General features: G+C 60.2%; 17 protein-coding genes. 3 read left to right on the top strand and 14 right to left on the bottom strand.

All coding sequences use genetic code 11. The features are described from left to right. Positions 1-10: 10 nt before the first annotated feature. Entirely contained in the window at positions 11-199 is a 189-nt protein-coding gene (locus JZY08_RS03235; RefSeq protein ID WP_216330985.1) for a hypothetical protein, read from the bottom strand. Between the two features lie 554 nt (positions 200-753). Between JZY08_RS03235 and JZY08_RS03230 the strand changes: the two genes are divergently transcribed. Continuing rightward, a complete protein-coding gene (locus tag JZY08_RS03230) occupies positions 754-1,689 on the top strand; it encodes a DUF2336 domain-containing protein (protein WP_253204064.1) in 936 nt (311 codons plus the stop codon). 6 nt (positions 1,690-1,695) lie between these two features. On the opposite strand, the gene JZY08_RS03225 is transcribed toward JZY08_RS03230, so the two are convergent. From JZY08_RS03225 to JZY08_RS03215, 3 genes are all read right to left on the bottom strand, one after another. Beyond that, positions 1,696-2,043, bottom strand: a complete 348-nt coding sequence (locus tag JZY08_RS03225) for a DUF1491 family protein (protein ID WP_216330984.1) — start codon at positions 2,041-2,043, stop codon at positions 1,696-1,698. A gap of 301 nt (positions 2,044-2,344) precedes the next feature. Next, positions 2,345-3,259 carry a peptidoglycan-binding protein gene (locus JZY08_RS03220; protein ID WP_164056214.1) on the bottom strand — a complete coding sequence of 305 codons (915 nt, stop codon included), beginning with the start codon at positions 3,257-3,259 and terminating at the stop codon, positions 2,345-2,347. Beyond that, positions 3,231-4,760, bottom strand: coding sequence for a HAMP domain-containing sensor histidine kinase (locus JZY08_RS03215; RefSeq protein ID WP_216330983.1), 1,530 nt, complete (start codon positions 4,758-4,760; stop codon positions 3,231-3,233). Before JZY08_RS03215 ends, JZY08_RS03220 begins: the two co-directional genes overlap by 29 nt. A 485-nt stretch (positions 4,761-5,245) precedes the next feature. On the opposite strand from JZY08_RS03215, the gene JZY08_RS03210 reads away from it, so the two are divergent. Together JZY08_RS03210 and JZY08_RS03205 are read left to right on the top strand one after the other, a co-directional pair. After that, positions 5,246-5,671 carry a DUF5330 domain-containing protein gene (locus tag JZY08_RS03210; protein WP_003497166.1) on the top strand — a complete coding sequence of 142 codons (426 nt, stop codon included), beginning with the start codon at positions 5,246-5,248 and terminating at the stop codon, positions 5,669-5,671. A 194-nt stretch (positions 5,672-5,865) separates the two neighbouring features. Then, positions 5,866-6,282: a SufE family protein gene (locus JZY08_RS03205; protein ID WP_216330982.1), complete on the top strand. Its 417-nt coding sequence runs from the start codon at positions 5,866-5,868 to the stop codon at positions 6,280-6,282. 6 nt (positions 6,283-6,288) lie between these two features. On the opposite strand, the gene JZY08_RS03200 is transcribed toward JZY08_RS03205, so the two are convergent. From JZY08_RS03200 to JZY08_RS03155, 10 genes are all read right to left on the bottom strand, one after another. Continuing rightward, positions 6,289-7,146, bottom strand: coding sequence for a DUF6456 domain-containing protein (locus JZY08_RS03200; protein WP_216330981.1), 858 nt, complete (start codon positions 7,144-7,146; stop codon positions 6,289-6,291). Further along, positions 7,139-7,561, bottom strand: coding sequence for a helix-turn-helix domain-containing protein (locus JZY08_RS03195; protein WP_216330980.1), 423 nt, complete (start codon positions 7,559-7,561; stop codon positions 7,139-7,141). Before JZY08_RS03195 ends, JZY08_RS03200 begins: the two co-directional genes overlap by 8 nt. 426 nt (positions 7,562-7,987) lie before the next feature. Beyond that, positions 7,988-8,416, bottom strand: coding sequence for a MucR family transcriptional regulator Ros (gene ros, locus JZY08_RS03190; protein WP_003497181.1), 429 nt, complete (start codon positions 8,414-8,416; stop codon positions 7,988-7,990). A 433-nt stretch (positions 8,417-8,849) separates the two neighbouring features. Continuing rightward, complete coding sequence (gene mnhG / locus JZY08_RS03185; RefSeq protein ID WP_003497184.1) at positions 8,850-9,182, bottom strand: monovalent cation/H(+) antiporter subunit G; 333 nt, start codon at positions 9,180-9,182, stop codon at positions 8,850-8,852. Further along, entirely contained in the window at positions 9,179-9,565 is a 387-nt protein-coding gene (locus JZY08_RS03180) for a cation:proton antiporter (RefSeq protein WP_216330979.1), read from the bottom strand. Before JZY08_RS03180 ends, mnhG begins: the two co-directional genes overlap by 4 nt. After that, a complete protein-coding gene (locus JZY08_RS03175) occupies positions 9,562-10,041 on the bottom strand; it encodes a Na+/H+ antiporter subunit E (RefSeq protein WP_003497188.1) in 480 nt (159 codons plus the stop codon). The genes JZY08_RS03180 and JZY08_RS03175 overlap by 4 nt, the downstream gene beginning before the upstream one ends. Then, positions 10,038-11,615, bottom strand: a complete 1,578-nt coding sequence (locus tag JZY08_RS03170; RefSeq protein WP_216330978.1) for a Na+/H+ antiporter subunit D — start codon at positions 11,613-11,615, stop codon at positions 10,038-10,040. The genes JZY08_RS03175 and JZY08_RS03170 overlap by 4 nt, the downstream gene beginning before the upstream one ends. Before the next feature lie 21 nt (positions 11,616-11,636). Beyond that, on the bottom strand, positions 11,637-12,014 hold the full coding sequence (locus JZY08_RS03165; protein WP_003497192.1) for a Na+/H+ antiporter subunit C: 378 nt from the start codon (positions 12,012-12,014) through the stop codon (positions 11,637-11,639). Beyond that, entirely contained in the window at positions 12,014-12,433 is a 420-nt protein-coding gene (locus tag JZY08_RS03160) for a Na+/H+ antiporter subunit B (RefSeq protein ID WP_003497194.1), read from the bottom strand. Before JZY08_RS03160 ends, JZY08_RS03165 begins: the two co-directional genes overlap by 1 nt. Beyond that, positions 12,430-14,799, bottom strand: a complete 2,370-nt coding sequence (locus tag JZY08_RS03155; protein WP_216330977.1) for a putative monovalent cation/H+ antiporter subunit A — start codon at positions 14,797-14,799, stop codon at positions 12,430-12,432. The genes JZY08_RS03160 and JZY08_RS03155 overlap by 4 nt, the downstream gene beginning before the upstream one ends. Positions 14,800-14,960: the final 161 nt, after the last annotated feature.

The raw sequence follows: 14,960 nt of genomic DNA, 5'->3' as shown, positions 1-14,960 counted from the left end.
TCACGCGTAATCAGGACTTTGCAGCGGTTTCCGGGGCGGGCTTGCGCTTGCGCGCCGCCTTGTCGGAGGGCTCGGCATCGCGTTTTTCATAACGCACGCCGGTAAACAGCACGACCTTTGCCGGGCCGATCACCTTGCCGACCAGGCCGGCCGGGCGCAGGCTTCGTCGTGCGTCGCCGATTGGAATAATGTCTGCCATGCTCGTCTCCTCTTCGGGAGTCAATGTTGCCCATGGGAACCGCGCAAGCCTCGTCTTGCGTCGGGAATTTCATCACCATCACATTGCGCATAATCCAGCCCACAGACTGGTTTTCGCATGCCCCTTAAAACCGAAAGCGTCTTAACGAAGGACCATGCGGACATTCAGGCATCTCGATGCCATTCAGGCTCTTATTCCAGGTTTCAGAATAACATGGAATCCTAATACTGCCCATGAAATTACAAACAGACAGAGGTTAATGATCCGTTAACCTTAATCTCCAGACGGCAACTTATCCGCCCAAACCCTGCATCCGTTGAAAACAAAGGCGATGCGGCAAAGTTCCATGCCATTTTTTCCGTCATTAAGGTTTTAAAATTTCCTTGTTGATAGAGGCAGATTATCTCTTGCCACCCCCCATAGTTAACAGGACGTCAACGCATTTGCTCTAATTTGACGCGATATTGTGTTTGCGTTTGTTGGGTAGTGCGTTGACCGACCGGTTTCGAGAACTTGAGAGGCCAAGAGCCGTGAGGAAGAAAGATGTGGTGCTTATGGCCACGGTGACGAATTTCGAGAATGTTTCCCATCCGTCAAAAACGGACCTTCGGCAGTTCGCCGAACTTTTCATGCCGCTTTTTATTGCCTCCACCGAAGAAGCCAAGCGGGAGGCGATTGCAGCGCTGTCCCAGCATCCGAGCGTGCCGTCGGCGGTCGCCTTCTTCATCGCCTGCCAGCCGATTTCCCTTGCCGCCCCTTTCCTCATTTCGTCGAAGTGCCTCGATGACGAAACCCTGATCACCATTGCCCGCACGCAGGGTGCCGCCCATGCGCGCGCCATCGTGCGCCGGGACGATCTTTCCCCCACCGTCATCGACGCGCTTGTCGGTCTGCGCCACGCCGAGGATTTGAAGCGGCCGGACGAGGAGACGAGTGCCGTCGCGCCGTCGCCGGTGGTCAGCGCCGAAGAGCCGAAGGTGGAAGAAGAAGCGGCAGGCATTGCGGCCGCATCCGCACTCGAAGAGGAAATGCGCCAGCGGATCAAGCAGATGGCGCATCATCTCAACCGTCCGGAAAGCGACGTTCTTGGCCTGCGCCGTCTGAGCAACGTGCAGGAGGCCCTGCTGGTGCGGTTTGCCCGTGAGCGCAATGCCCGGCAGTTCGCGGTGGCGCTGGCGGATTCGCTGTCGTCCAGCTACTGGCTGTCGGAGCGCATCATGCTCGATATATCAGGCGCGCAGCTCGCCACCACGCTCATCGGGCTCGGCATGGAATTTTCCGAGGCCGCTTTCATCCTGCAATGCTTCTATCCGCATCTCGCCGCCGCCGAAGGCGATATGAGCCGCGCCGAAGCCCTGCTCGACCGTCTCGATACAGTGGAATGCGAAGAGCGCGTGGAAAGCTGGCGGCGCGCCGACAGCTACACCCACGGCCGCGAGCGGCCGAGCCGCAGCGCACCGGCTACTCAAAGAACCGGAACGCTGGGTTAAGCCCGCCTAGACCTGATCGACCAGCGTCAGGAGAGCGCCGATCTCATCGGTTTCGATTTCGACGATCCACAGATCGCTGTCGAACCGGCGCTCCCTCTCCAAAAGGGCGGCGGCCTCCTCCCCCTCAACACCTGCAAGCCGCGTTTCAAAACGGCGCTCAGTGCGGATTTCCTCATCATCGGCGAAACTTTGCGGGGCCGGTCCATAGAGGTTTTCACGGCCATCACGGAAGCGCTGGCGGATGAAGATCGCGCCCGCATCTTCCGCCCCCTTTTTTTCGACAGCGGCAAATCCGCCGGCGGCAAAAACCCGGCGGATGAGGGCTGAGACGAAGATTTCGGATTTGAGGCGCATGGATGTGCTTTCGATGAAAACGGTGGGACGTGCTCTCAATGATTTTCAGAGGTTTTGCGTTGGTAGCGGGCCGAAGGTGCGCGGGGCTTACCCCCCTCTGCCCTGCCGGGCATCTCCCCCTCAAGGGGGGAGATCGATCCGCGGCAAGGTCTCGCCCATCTCGAAGCTTGAGAATGAAGCGACAAAAGCGCCCCTTGCCGATCTCCCCCCTTGAGGGGGAGATGCCCGGCAGGGCAGAGGCGGGTAAGCCCCACGCACCTCCGGCCCGCTGTAACCGGACAACCTCCTGAAGCTTAACCCTCTAAATCGCCCCGATCGACTTCAGCTTCTTCAACACGGCCTCGCTCGGCTCGCCGGTTTCCGGTAGGCGATAGTGTTTTTCAAAGGCGCGAATGGCGTTGCGGGTCTGCTGGCCGGCCACACCGTCCACCTTCACGTCGGCATAGGCGATATTGATCAGGCCCTGCTGGATCTTGGCGATCAGTGCGCTGTTTACGGGTTTGGCGCCGGCAGCCGCGCTGTTGAGGGAGGCTGGTTCGGCCTTTACCTGCGGCTTTTCCGCCTTACGGATGGCGGCGGCGACCGGGTCGATTTCCACTCCGCCGCCAGTGTTGGTGTCGGACGGCCGGTCCTTTGGAATCGCTGCAACCGTGGCGCCGTCGATCCTGAGGGCTGCCAGCACGCGTGTCGTCGGCTCGCCGGTCTGTTCCATGCCGAGCGTTTCCTCGAAAAACATGATGGCGGCGGCGGTCTTCGGCCCCATGCGACCATCCGCGTCGCCTTCGTAAAGTCCGCGTTTTTTCAGTTCGCCCTGAATATCGGCAATGATCTGCTGCGGCTTCTGGCTTTCGGCTGGCGGCAGCGCCGCAGTCTCGGCGGCCGGTTGCTGCGTCGCTTCCGTCTCAGCCGGCCGCTCTATGCGAAAGGTGGTGACGTTGCCGTGGGTGCCGAGCGGCTCTGCCGGGCGATAACCGGCAATACCATTCGGGTTTTCCGCATCCCGCGTCCGCAGGAAAGGCGACGGATGCACGCCCGGCTGATACCAGAGCGCATTGGCGGCGACAAAACCGAAGACGACGGCGAAGGCGCCTGAGCCGCCGACCAGCTTCGGATGGCGCAGGATTTCGCGCCCGATGGCCGAAACCACCAAGGAAACAATCCCGGCGCCGATCTGGGCCGTTGTTTTCTTAGGCGATTTTCGCTTTCGCGGGGCCATCGTCACCATCCTTCTTCATAATCGCGGCCATTTCGCCGAGTTGCCTGATGCGCGGCGGAAATTCCACCATGCTTTCGGTTTCAGCGTTTTCGCCCCCTGCCATGCCGGAACCGTCGGCAGGCAACATGATCGTTACGACTGTTCCCTCGCCCGGCTTGCTGGCGATGACGAAAGTGCCGCCATGCAGTGCCACCAGACCCTTGACCAGGGACAGTCCCAGACCCGTGCCCTCATAGCGGCGGGTATATTCGTTCTGAACCTGCATGAAGGGCTGGCCCAGAAGGTCAATCTTGTCGGACGCGATGCCGATGCCGGTATCGCTGACGGTCAGCTTCAGCATCTTGCCTTCACGCGCGGCGTCGATCGACACAACACCACCCGCATCGGTGAATTTTATGGCGTTGCCGGCCAGATTGATGAGAACCTGGCGGATGGCGCGCTGGTCGGCTGCGATTTCGCCGATGCCGCGCTGGATGCGGCTGGTCAAAGTCAGGCCTTTTTCCTTCGCCTGCAGGCCGAGCATGGCCTCGCAGGACGATATGGTCTCGGCAATCGGGAAGCTTTCCATCATCAGCTCGTAACGGCCGGCTTCCAGCTTGCTCATATCCAGCATGGTGTTGACCACCGACAGGAGATGCGCGCCGGACTGGCGGATCAAGCCCACATATTCCCGCTGGCGGTCGTTTTCCAGCCTGCCGAAATATTCGCCAGCCAGAATGTCGGAAAAGCCGAGGACGGCATTGAGCGGCGTGCGCAGCTCGTGGCTGACGGCGGCGAGGAAGCGCGACTTGGCGTCATTGGCCGATTCCGCCTCCGCCGCCTTGCGGGCGACATCGCGGCGCAGAAGCTCCATCTCGGTGACATCGGAAAGCTGGGCGACCACGCGACGCAGGCGGCCGGCAACGCTGCGGATCGCCGTCATTTCGATGCGCACATGCATGAACTGTGTCTGGCGCGCCTTGGCACCGGTTTCGAACCTGAGTTCCGCGCTTGCCTTGTCCTCGCCCTGGCGCAGAAGATCGAAGGCCTGCATCAGTTCGAGACGGTCCGAGACATAGACATATTCGGCAAAGACATGGCCCTTGCAGGCCTGAAGATCGACCGGAAACGTGTCGAGGTCGCGGCCGGAGACACGTTCGACGAGGCCGTTTTCATTGATGGTGAGCACAAGGCCCGGCATTTGCGATGCCGCAACAAGATCGTCGCCAGCGAGAGGGGCGGAAAAGGACGCCGCGCCACGCACGGGGCGGGAAAAGGCGATCGACAGGGCGGCGGCGGACAGAAACAGCGCCAGCACCAGCGCAGCCCCGATGGGCAGCGCAATGGCGGGGCTGAAGACAAGGCTGAAGAGGGCGGGCACAACAACAAGGCCGACAGCACCGAAGGCAATCAGCCGGCGCAGGCGCGCAACGGTTCCGGCGCGCCTTTCGGCGTCCTCTTCCATACGCGCAAGCCATCTGCCCGCGGCATGGTCGACCAGTGCGACCGCTTTTTCTCTCATATTACGCAATACCAATACCGAATCCCATAGGCGGATCTAACGGCTCCGACAATAGAAGGCGGCGGCTTAAGGAATGGATAAAAAGAATGACGCCAAACGCCTGCGAAATGCGTCGCAGTCCCATTACGGGGCATTTCATCCAGCCTTTGCCAATCATGGTTAATGACGGGTAAGCGACGGATTTCGCTTCATTTTTGCCATCGCGTTAACCTTTGTGGCAACGCGGGCCCCAGCTTTCGCCCGGAACAGGCGGCCTCTGTCGCAATTATGCTTAACATGGACTGTTAAAATGCGAAGGAATTGCAGGCCGAAGTCCCGATACGAGGAGAATAGATACAATTTGAATTAAATTGCGCCGCTTTTTGCAATCGGCTGTTCGCCGGTCACCTGTAGCTTCTGCACAAGCCCGAAAAACGGGACAAAGGCCGATGACCCAAAACGGGCGGGGCTTCAAAACAAAGATCATCTGGCAGGGTAGTCTGACAATGTGGTTTCTGATCAAAGGAACATTCTGGTTTTCGCTGGTTCTCGTGGCGCTGTCCTATTTTGGCAGCAGCAACGATCCCGCCAAGGAACCTTCGGCATTCGATATTCCCAGCGCCGTTTCGGCAGCCGGTGAGGCCTATCGTTATGTCAGCGCCATCTGCATCGAAAAACCCGATGTCTGCGTCAAGGGCGCAGAAACCTTCCACGCGCTCGGTGAACGGGCAAAGGAAGGCGCCAAGGTCGCTTATGAATTGCTCGACGCACAGCTTGCCGGCGGTGAAAAGACCGCCCCCGCAGCCGAACTTGTGAGCGAGAGCGAAAAACTGGCCGCAGTGCCCGCCATCAGCGTCGAATTCCCCGGGAATGCCGACACGCTGAAGACCGGCACCATCATTCCCCTGCCGCAGAAGCGCCCCGCACCCTGATATTTTGCGCCGCCGCTGAACGCCGCGTCGCCCCTTCTTTGCAGGCGGATATGTCCGTCTGCGTGACTGCCTGTCAAACTTGCCCACGGAAACCTGTTTTCCGTGGGCTTTTTCGTGGCCGCACGGTTCAAAACCGCCCGCACTTCGCCTATATCGTAGCAAAGACATGCAATAACGGACGATACGGCGCGCAAATGGCCTCTCTTGATACGATCCTTGACGATTTCGCCTTCCTCGACGACTGGGAGGATCGCTATCGTTATGTCATCGAACTCGGCAAGGCGCTGCCCGATCTGCCGGAAGACAAGCGCACTGCCGAAAACAAGGTGCAGGGCTGCGCAAGCCAGGTCTGGCTCGTCAGCCATAGCGATGGCGCGGAAGACCCTCTGATGACCTTCGAAGGCGATTCCGACGCGCATATCGTGCGCGGCCTCGTCGCCATCGTTCTTGCCGTCTATTCCGGCAGGAAGGCTTCCGAAATCGCAGGCCTCGACGCCATCGAGGTGTTCGACAAGATCGGGCTGGTGGAGCATCTTTCCTCGCAGCGGGCAAATGGCCTGCGCTCCATGGTCAAGCGCATCCGCGAGGAAGCCCGGCTTCTGGCCGCCTGATCCCCCTCACCTCGCCGCCATCGTTCTTGCCATTTGTGGGCGATAATCGCCGTCGCCCCAATGGTGGCTTGTCCTTTTGCAGCCCTGCGCCTGCGGCGCATAGTGCCGGGCAAGCGAGAGCAGCGCAGCGCGCAGCAGCAGTTTTGCCGAGCGTGCCGGCCATTGCCGCTCCCGCTCCACCGTCTCCAGCCCCTTTTCGAAACAGCAGACATCGATGGCGACGCCTGAGAGTTCAGGCCCCATCGCGTCCGCCGCACGGGAAAACCGCGCCCGTGCAGCCATAGCCGCCTCGGTGAGATCGAGCGCGCCACCTGCCTCCCCTTTGGTGCGGGTGGCAATTCTCGGCTCCCATGTCGCCGTTACCCTGGGATTGAGGTGGGCGCGGTGAAAATCGGCGGCGAGACGCTCGCCCGCCTGCAGGGCATCGATGGTAAAAAACGCCGTGCCGTCCCGCTCCTTCAGGCGTGAAAGGCTGGTCAGAGGCGAGGTGTTGAGGTTGCGTCGGGCCGGCTGCCTGCCCTCGCCGACATCCACCACCACATTTTGCACCTCCCGGTGCTGTTCCTGAAAAATCTCGTCGCGGTCTTTCACTATGGCGCGCTTCAGATAGGCGGCGAGCGGCGCTGCAGCGGAAAGCGTGTTTTCCAGCCGCATGATCAGCCCCGAAGAGATGGCGGACTGCACCGTCACGACCGGGAACCGCGATGCATCGCGCCCTGCCCCGCTTTTTCCTGCGCCGGGCCGCCGCAAGACCATATCGCCACCATCGTCCGAAATGTCGGCGGCGCCCGCCGCGACAAAACGCAGTAGTCGCAGGAGGACAGGATCGGGACGAGCATCGGAGGTGCCTTTCGCCTCACTCATCGCGGACACCCCTCATCACGTTGCAAATGCTGCCGGCAAGCCGCTCTAGCGTTGCGACAAATTCATCGAAGGCCGGTTCGTCGCGGCGGTCCTCCACCACCTGGCAGGCATGGCCAACCGTCGTTCGGTCCCTGCCGAAACAGGGGCCGATATCCGACATGGGAATGCCGAGCTGCACGTGGCACACATACATGGCGATCTGGCGGATATGGCATTCGCTGCGCCGCCGGTCGCGACGCGCCGCCAGCCGGTCGCCGGTCAATTTCACCATTTCGCCCGTCAGCTGACGAACCAGCCGGCAGATGCGCGAAATCTCATCGCGCTCGGCAGCAGGCGACCAGCTGCGAAGACGACGATCGGCGACCTCTAGGCAGGGCCGCGCGGGGGGAGGCAAAGACGATATATCCGACGGCATATGCAACTCCTTTACGAATAGGAATTAATTCATACACCTGAGGATGGATGCGGGGAAGTGCAAATTTGATGGCGAAAAATATGAGATTGATTTCGCTTTATTTTTGAGGTCTAGCCCTTCACGATCAAGGATTTTTTTCCTCCACCCATATTGCTGGCGGCAATAAAAAAGCCGGTCGAAAGACCGGCTGGACATTTCCGTGAAGGGCGAGAGAACTTCCCGCAAGTCATGGCCTTTGAGACAAGGCATGGTTTTCAGCGCTGAATATGGAACGGGCTAGTTCCGCTGGCGTCTTCTCCCCGACGGAGAGAAAGGCGTGGCAGTGGGATGAGGGTGGCGAGAGTGCGATCTATCGCTGACGTTGCCCCCTCATCCGACCCTTCAAGCCATCTTCTCCCCGGCGGGGAGAAGAATAGGCAAATCCGACTAGCGGCTGGCCTTGCGGCGCTGGCCGAGACCCATTTCCTTGGCGAGCCGCGAACGGGCTTCGGCATAGGCGGGAGCAACCATCGGATAGTCGACCGGCAGGTCCCACTTCTCACGGTATTCTTCCGGCGTCATGCTGTGATGCGTCGTCAGGTGACGCTTCAGCGACTTGAACGAGCCGCCGCATTCCAAACAGACGATATGATCGTCCTGAACCGACTTGCGAACGGAGACGGCAGGCTTCTGCTTTTCGACATTAACGGCCACGGAAGCCGGTGCCGATGTTCCGCTGAGTGCCGTGTGAACATCCGAAATAAGGCCGGGAAGGTCTGTTACCGGAACGACGTGGTTGCTAACATAGGCAGCCACAATATCCGCCGTCAGTTCGACCAGCAGATCCTGGGCGTTACCGTATGCAGTTTCCGTCATTTAAGTATCTCCTGTTTATTGACCCCCTGACGCGGGCGAACGCCGCATCAGGCGATGTGAAGTTACCCGGTGCCCCACCTTCGCCCTGTTGAAACCAACGTGAAATCTACCCCTAGATTTCAAGCGAAAACCGGAAACGAATTGATCCGAGATTCAACTTACGGCCCGCGACATGGGCAGCAATGGCCTGATGGACCATAGATTAGACATTAATAAAATGTCTATGCCGACTATGAAGAGGCTAGATGCAAATTGCGATTAGCAACTTTACACTTAATTTGGATAACAGCAAAACAGCAAAAGTCAAATTCCTATTGTGAATTTTTCAGTTCAAAACAGTCTAATCCCAATACAAAAAATCACGGGTAATAAAATACTATGCCAAGTAGTAATGGAAAATGCATACCCCCTATTATTAGGGGGAAATTCAACTTCAAATTTTCTTCAAGTCATCAACTACCGATTTAACATCCAGTGGATAACCTGCCTTGTGCGCGGCCATTGCAAGAAGATGTGCGGAGACCGGCGCAGTCAGAATAAAGAAGAAGAAACCGGCGAGCGCCCGCGCCAGCGTCGATAATTCCACCGCGTGAATACCGACGGCGAGAAGAAGCAGGCCGGACCCGACTGTGCCCGCCTTGGAAGCCGCATGCATGCGGGTATAGACATCCGGCAGGCGATTAATCCCTATCGCCGCGATCAGCGAGAACGCCGCCCCCGAGACAGTCAGCGCCGCAACAAGAATAGCCACGATCCAGCCCATCATCGTCCACCCTTTCTTTTTCCGCCACTCGGCCCCGGTTTTGCTGGCTTTTCAGTGGTTTCCGGCGTCCGCTCGCCATCCAGCACCGTCTGTCGTTCACGTTTGCCATCCGGGCCGCGCGACAGCACGAAACGGGCAAAGGCGACCGTCGCCAGGAAGCCCACGAGACCGAGCGCAATGGCGATATCGACATAAAGATTGACGCCGGTACGGATGGCGATGACTGCGATGAAGCCGATCGCAATACCGACCAGCATATCGAGTGCCACGATCCGATCCGGCAAGGTCGGACCTGCCACAACCCGATATACTGTCAGCAAAAAGGCGACCGACAGTACAACCGAGGCAAGTATAGTTGCAAATGAAACTATTAGTTCCGGCGTCATCCCTGAAACGCCTCCATGATCTTTTTTTCAAAGCCATTTCTGATGTCGTTCTTCGTGGCTTCGATATCGCTGCAATCGATTGCGTGGACGTAAAGCGTTTTTCGGTCCGCCGAAACATCGACCGACAGCGTGCCGGGGGTCAAAGTGATGAGGTTGGCGAGCAGCGTGATCTGGAAATCCGTCGTCACCGTCAGCGGATAGGCGAATATGCCGGGCTTCACGTCGAGTCTCGGCCGCGTCACCAGCACCGCCACCTTCCAGGCGGACAGCGCCAGCTCCTTGAAGAACAGCAGCACGAGCGACAGCACCCGGGTGAGTCGCAGCCAGTGATTATCGCCGCCCGGAAGCTGGTGGCGGATGAGGCCGAGCGCCAGCGCCGAAACGATGAGGCCGAAGACGATATTCGCCAGTGAGATGCTGCCGCTTACCGCAAGCCACACGGCGACGAAGAGCAGCTGGATAATATAGAGGCTCATGGTTTGCCCCCCTCGGAAAAGACCGACTGGATATAGGCCTGCGGATCAGCCAGCCCGGCGGCCGCCTGCTGGCTGAGATTGAGCAGGCTTTCGGGAAACAGGCCGAAGCCCACCACCAGCGCTGTCAGGCCCACCAGCGGCACGAGAGAGGGTGCCGCGAGTGGTGATGCGGGCGGCGTGGGAGTTTGGCCGGCCGTCGCCACTGCCGGACGCCAGAAGCACAGAAGGAAGAGCCGACCAAAGGCGATGGTGGCGATGAAGCCGGAGGCAAGGATGGCGGCTGCAAGCCACCAGGCGCCGATATCGATCGCCGATTTGACGAGGACCGCCTTCGGCCAGAAGCCGGAAAAGGGCGGCAGGCCGGAGCCGGCGAAAAACAGCGCGAGCGCGAGCGCCGAGAACCAAGGCGCCTGCCGGTAAAGGCCACTGAGCGCGCGCATGCTGAAGCTGCCGCCGAGGCGGGCGGCATGGCCGGCGGCTAGATAAAGCGCCGTCATCAGCACCATGGAATGCAGCGCGTAGAATATCGCACCTGATACGCCGGAGGGCGTGCCGATGGCGATGCCCGCCATCATGTAACCGATGCCCGATATGACGACATAACCGAGCATCCGGCGAATATCGTTCTGGGCCAGCGCGCCCATGGCGCCCAGCACCATGGTCAGCGCCGCGGAGATGGCGATGACGATGCTGAGTTCCTCACGCTCGACCGGAAACAGCATGACCATGACGCGCAGCAGCGAATAGATGCCGACCTTGGTGAGCAGGCCGCCGAACAGGGCGGAAACGACGATTCGCGGTGTGTGATAGGAAGCGGGCAGCCAGAAATTCACCGGAAATGCCGCCGCCTTCATGGCGAAGGCGAGCGCAAAGAGGCTGGCAAGCGTCATCAGCGGTGCAGTACCACGCAGCTCAGTCGCCTTCTGCGCGATATCGGCCATGTTGAGCGTGCCGAAGATGGCGTAGAGATAACCGACCGTGATCAAAAACAGCGTTGTGCCGATGAGGTTCAGAATGGCGTATTTCAGCGCGCCGTCGATCTGCTCGCGTGTCGAGCCGAGCACGATCAGCCCGAAGGACGAAATCAGCAGCACCTCGAACCAAACATAGAGGTTGAAGAGGTCGCCGGTCAGGAACGCGCCGGTAACACCGGCCATCAGAAGCATCAGGAAGGGATAAAAACCGTATCGCCTGCCGCTATTGTCGATATCGGCGCTGGCGTGGATGGCGCCAGCGAGCGCGACAATCGCAGCCGCGAGCGATAGCAGGGCACCGGTGAGGTCGGCAGTGAAGGCAATGCCGAAGGGCGGCAGCCAGCGGCCCATGACCATGGTGAACGGCCCTTGCGTCACGACCTTCCACAGCAATGCGGCATCGAGAAGCACCAGCAGGGAAAGCGCCGTGATGGCAATGGCCGCATGCCGGCGGATCGCGTGGCGCATCATCATGAGAATGGCGCCTGCGCCGATACAGAGCGCGACGGGCAGGATGATCAGCCAGTCGGACAAGGGCACCGGAGCGACGACGAGCGCTGCGGAAAGATCGGAAACTGCGGAGGTGGTGGATGAAGCCATGTGTGTCTACGCCTCGCCCGCTCAATAACCGAGCGGCGGCAAAGGCTCGCCTGCCGGTTCTGCGGTGCGCATTTCGTCCGTGTCATCGGTCTGCAATTCCTGGAACGCACGCCAGGTCAGCACCAGAAGGAAACAGAAGAAGGAAAAGGAAATGACGATCGCCGTCAGGATCAGCGCCTGCGGCAGCGGATTGGCGGCACCTGCCGGCAGCGTATCCATGCCAGCCGGAATGATCGGCGGCACTTCGCGCGTCAGCCTTCCCGCTGTGAACAGCAGCAGATTGACCGCATTGCCGAGAATGGCGATGCCCAGCAGCATGCGGATGCTGTGGCGCGACAGCATGAGATAGATCGCAACCGAAAAGAAGATGCCGACGAGAATGGAGAAAACCGCTTCCATCAGTCGCTTTCCCTTTCTTCCAGTGCCAAGGCAATGGAGGTGATGGCGCCGACCACGACGAGGTAGACGCCGATATCGAAGGACATGACGGTGGAGAGCGGCACTTCGATGCCGAACAGGCTTGGATAGATCCAGAGCCCGGTCATGAACGGCACGCCCGCGGCAATCGAGGCGAGGCCGGAGAGCATCGCCATGAGAAGCCCGGCGCCGGCGATGGACAGCGGATGAAACACGATGGCGCGGCGGACCGCCGCCACGCCATAGGCGATGCCGTAGATCGCCAGCGCCGAAACCGCGATCAACCCGCCGATGAAACCGCCGCCCGGCTCGTTATGGCCACGCAGCAGCACAAAGATGGAAAACAGCACCATGAGGCTGGTGACGACAGGGGCGACGGTGCGCAGAATGAGCGTGTTCATGCCCGCGCTCCCTTCTTTTTCGCGGTCTTGGCCGGCCCCTTGACGGCGGCGGCCGGGCGGATGCGGATGAGCGCGAGGATGGCGAGACCCGTGATCATCACCACCGCGATTTCGCCGAGCGTATCCGTGCCACGGAAATCGACGATGATGACGTTCACCACATTGGCGCCGTGGGCGATGACCTTGGAATAGGTATTGTAGAAGTCCGTCAGGCGATTGTCGAACGAGGCTTCCGTCGCCCGCATCAGGAACAGGGCAAAGCCGGTGCCGCAGGCAATGGCGATGGTGCTGTCCAGCAGCTTCTGGCCAAGGCCGCGATGGTCCGACGGTGACAGGCGAAGCCGCGTCATCACCAGCGTCAGAATGACCACCGACAGCGTCTCGACCATGAACTGCGTGAATGAAAGATCGGGCGCGCCGAACAGCAGGAAGATGACGGCCACGGCAAAGCCCTGAATGCCGAGCGCGATGATGGCGGTGAGCCGGCTGGAAGCCGTGAGCACCGCAAGGAGACCCGCCACCGCAATGACGATGAAGGTCAGCTCATGGATCTGCATATCGTGCGGCCATGCCGGCATGGCGGGAAGTTCGCCATAAAGGAACAGCGGCACAAGCAGCACCGCGGCGATGACGGCGAATGTGGCGGTGACGTAGAATTCCAACCTGCCCGGCTGGATGATCCGGGTGATGTGGAATGACACTTTCACCAGCATTTCGATGAAGACGTCAAAGCCTCTGTCCGGCCCTGCCCCCAGCGCCTTGAAGGTGCGGTCGATCAGTCCACGGACAGCGGAAAGCTGCGTGTAGAGGACGATGCCGAGCGCGATCGTCAGCAACGACAGGCCGAGCGGCACGCCGATATGGGGAATGAGCGATATTTCAATCGGGCGTGCCTCGCCCGCGACCGCGCTTGCCATCGGCGTCGAAATGTAGAAATGCGCGATACCGGAAAAGAGCGCGATGGTCAGCCCCTTCACCGCCAGCAACGCCGGGCCGAGCCACAGCAGCAGCGGTCCCTCATGCGCGTGTTTCGGGGTTTTCACCGGCTTGCCGAGGAAGGGTTTCAGCGCCACCGCGAAGGCGATGGCGAACATCAGCGCATTGCCGAGAATGGCGACGCCGGTGAACAGCACGGCGCGCGGATTGCCGTGCGCCAGCGCATAATAAATCTCTTCCTTGGCAAGAAAGCCGAAGAAGGGCGGCAGGCCCGCCATGGAGATGGCCGCCGCGAGCGCCGCCCAGAAGGTGATCGGCATGGCTTTTCGCAGGCCGCCGAGCTTCGTCACGTCGCGGGTGCCGGCCTCGTGGTCGATGATGCCGGCAACCATGAACAGCGCGCCCTTGAAAAGCGAATGCGCCACCAGATAAAGCACCGCCGCCTCGATGGCATGGTCCGAACCGAAGCCGGTCAGCATGACCAGCAGGCCGAGCGACGACACCGTGGTATAAGCGAGCATCAGCTTCAGATCGGTCTGGCGCACGGCAAGCAGCGCGCCGGTGAGCATGGTCAGCCCGCCGAAGAACGGCAGCAATATCTGCCAGGCGGCGGTATCGCCGAGCACGGGATTGAAGCGCATCAGAAGATAGACGCCGGCCTTCACCATTGTTGCCGAATGCAGATAGGCCGAAACCGGGGTCGGCGCTTCCATGGCGTTGGGCAGCCAGAAATGGAAGGGAAACTGCGCCGATTTGGTAAAGGCGCCGCCGAGCACCAGAAGCAGCGCGGCGAGATAAAACGGGCTGTCGCGCAATATGTCGCCGCCACGCACCAGCATGGACAATTGCGTCATGCCGCTCATGTCCCAGATGAAGATCAGCCCGGCGAGCAGCAGCAAACCGCCCCCACCCGTGACCACCAGCGCCTGCAAGGCGGCACGGCGGGCGGCGGGACGCGTATGGTCAAAGCCGATCAGCAGGAAGGAGGTTATCGAGGTCAGTTCCCAATAAACGAACAGCATAAGCAGGCTGTCGGAAACGACGACGCCCAGCATCGCCCCCATGAACAGAAGCAGGAATGACAGGAAACGCCCCTGCTGCGGGTGCCCCTTCATGTACCCGCCCGCGTAAAGCACGATCAGCAGGCCGATGCCCGTGATGAGAAGCGCGAAGGTCAGCGACAGGCCATCGATGAACCAGGAGAAGCTGAGGTTGAAACTCGGAACCCAGGCATAACCACCCGTTACCACGCCGCCCGCCGCCACCTGCGGCAGCATCAGCGCGAAATGGGCAAATGCCAGCCCGGGCGCAATCGCCAGGATCCATGCGGCGTTGTGACCGAACCTCTTCACCAGCGCCGGTGCGGCAAGTGCTGCCAGAAACGGCAAAAACAGCGACAGGAATGTCAGCGCCGTGACATCTGATGTCATTCACATCTCCCGGGGTTCCCCCACCCCTTTGAACGCCAACTCGGTGACGTTCCTTTTCAAACTCTACAAATCGATTTTTCCAGTTAAGGCATAGGAACCGCCATCTCAACCCAAATCGACTCTTCACATGGCTCATAACGTACTCGTTATGACGGCTGCCC

Source organism: Rhizobium sp. X9, from assembly GCF_018873185.1.
Lineage (GTDB): Bacteria > Pseudomonadota > Alphaproteobacteria > Rhizobiales > Rhizobiaceae > Agrobacterium > Agrobacterium oryzihabitans.
This window is presented reverse-complemented; position numbering and strand designations above follow the sequence as displayed.

Excerpts from the sequence above, each read along its gene's own strand:
- JZY08_RS03235 (WP_216330985.1), bottom strand. The coding sequence starts at position 199 with ATGGCAGACATTATTCCAATCGGCGACGCACGACGAAGCCTGCGCCCG.
- JZY08_RS03230 (WP_253204064.1), top strand. The coding sequence starts at position 754 with ATGGCCACGGTGACGAATTTCGAGAATGTTTCCCATCCGTCAAAAACG.
- JZY08_RS03225 (WP_216330984.1), bottom strand. The coding sequence starts at position 2,043 with ATGCGCCTCAAATCCGAAATCTTCGTCTCAGCCCTCATCCGCCGGGTT.
- JZY08_RS03220 (WP_164056214.1), bottom strand. The coding sequence starts at position 3,259 with ATGGCCCCGCGAAAGCGAAAATCGCCTAAGAAAACAACGGCCCAGATC.
- JZY08_RS03215 (WP_216330983.1), bottom strand. The coding sequence starts at position 4,760 with ATGAGAGAAAAAGCGGTCGCACTGGTCGACCATGCCGCGGGCAGATGG.
- JZY08_RS03210 (WP_003497166.1), top strand. The coding sequence starts at position 5,246 with ATGTGGTTTCTGATCAAAGGAACATTCTGGTTTTCGCTGGTTCTCGTG.
- JZY08_RS03205 (WP_216330982.1), top strand. The coding sequence starts at position 5,866 with ATGGCCTCTCTTGATACGATCCTTGACGATTTCGCCTTCCTCGACGAC.
- JZY08_RS03200 (WP_216330981.1), bottom strand. The coding sequence starts at position 7,146 with ATGAGTGAGGCGAAAGGCACCTCCGATGCTCGTCCCGATCCTGTCCTC.
- JZY08_RS03195 (WP_216330980.1), bottom strand. The coding sequence starts at position 7,561 with ATGCCGTCGGATATATCGTCTTTGCCTCCCCCCGCGCGGCCCTGCCTA.
- ros (WP_003497181.1), bottom strand. The coding sequence starts at position 8,416 with ATGACGGAAACTGCATACGGTAACGCCCAGGATCTGCTGGTCGAACTG.
- mnhG (WP_003497184.1), bottom strand. The coding sequence starts at position 9,182 with ATGATGGGCTGGATCGTGGCTATTCTTGTTGCGGCGCTGACTGTCTCG.
- JZY08_RS03180 (WP_216330979.1), bottom strand. The coding sequence starts at position 9,565 with ATGACGCCGGAACTAATAGTTTCATTTGCAACTATACTTGCCTCGGTT.
- JZY08_RS03175 (WP_003497188.1), bottom strand. The coding sequence starts at position 10,041 with ATGAGCCTCTATATTATCCAGCTGCTCTTCGTCGCCGTGTGGCTTGCG.
- JZY08_RS03170 (WP_216330978.1), bottom strand. The coding sequence starts at position 11,615 with ATGGCTTCATCCACCACCTCCGCAGTTTCCGATCTTTCCGCAGCGCTC.
- JZY08_RS03165 (WP_003497192.1), bottom strand. The coding sequence starts at position 12,014 with ATGGAAGCGGTTTTCTCCATTCTCGTCGGCATCTTCTTTTCGGTTGCG.
- JZY08_RS03160 (WP_003497194.1), bottom strand. The coding sequence starts at position 12,433 with ATGAACACGCTCATTCTGCGCACCGTCGCCCCTGTCGTCACCAGCCTC.
- JZY08_RS03155 (WP_216330977.1), bottom strand. The coding sequence starts at position 14,799 with ATGACATCAGATGTCACGGCGCTGACATTCCTGTCGCTGTTTTTGCCG.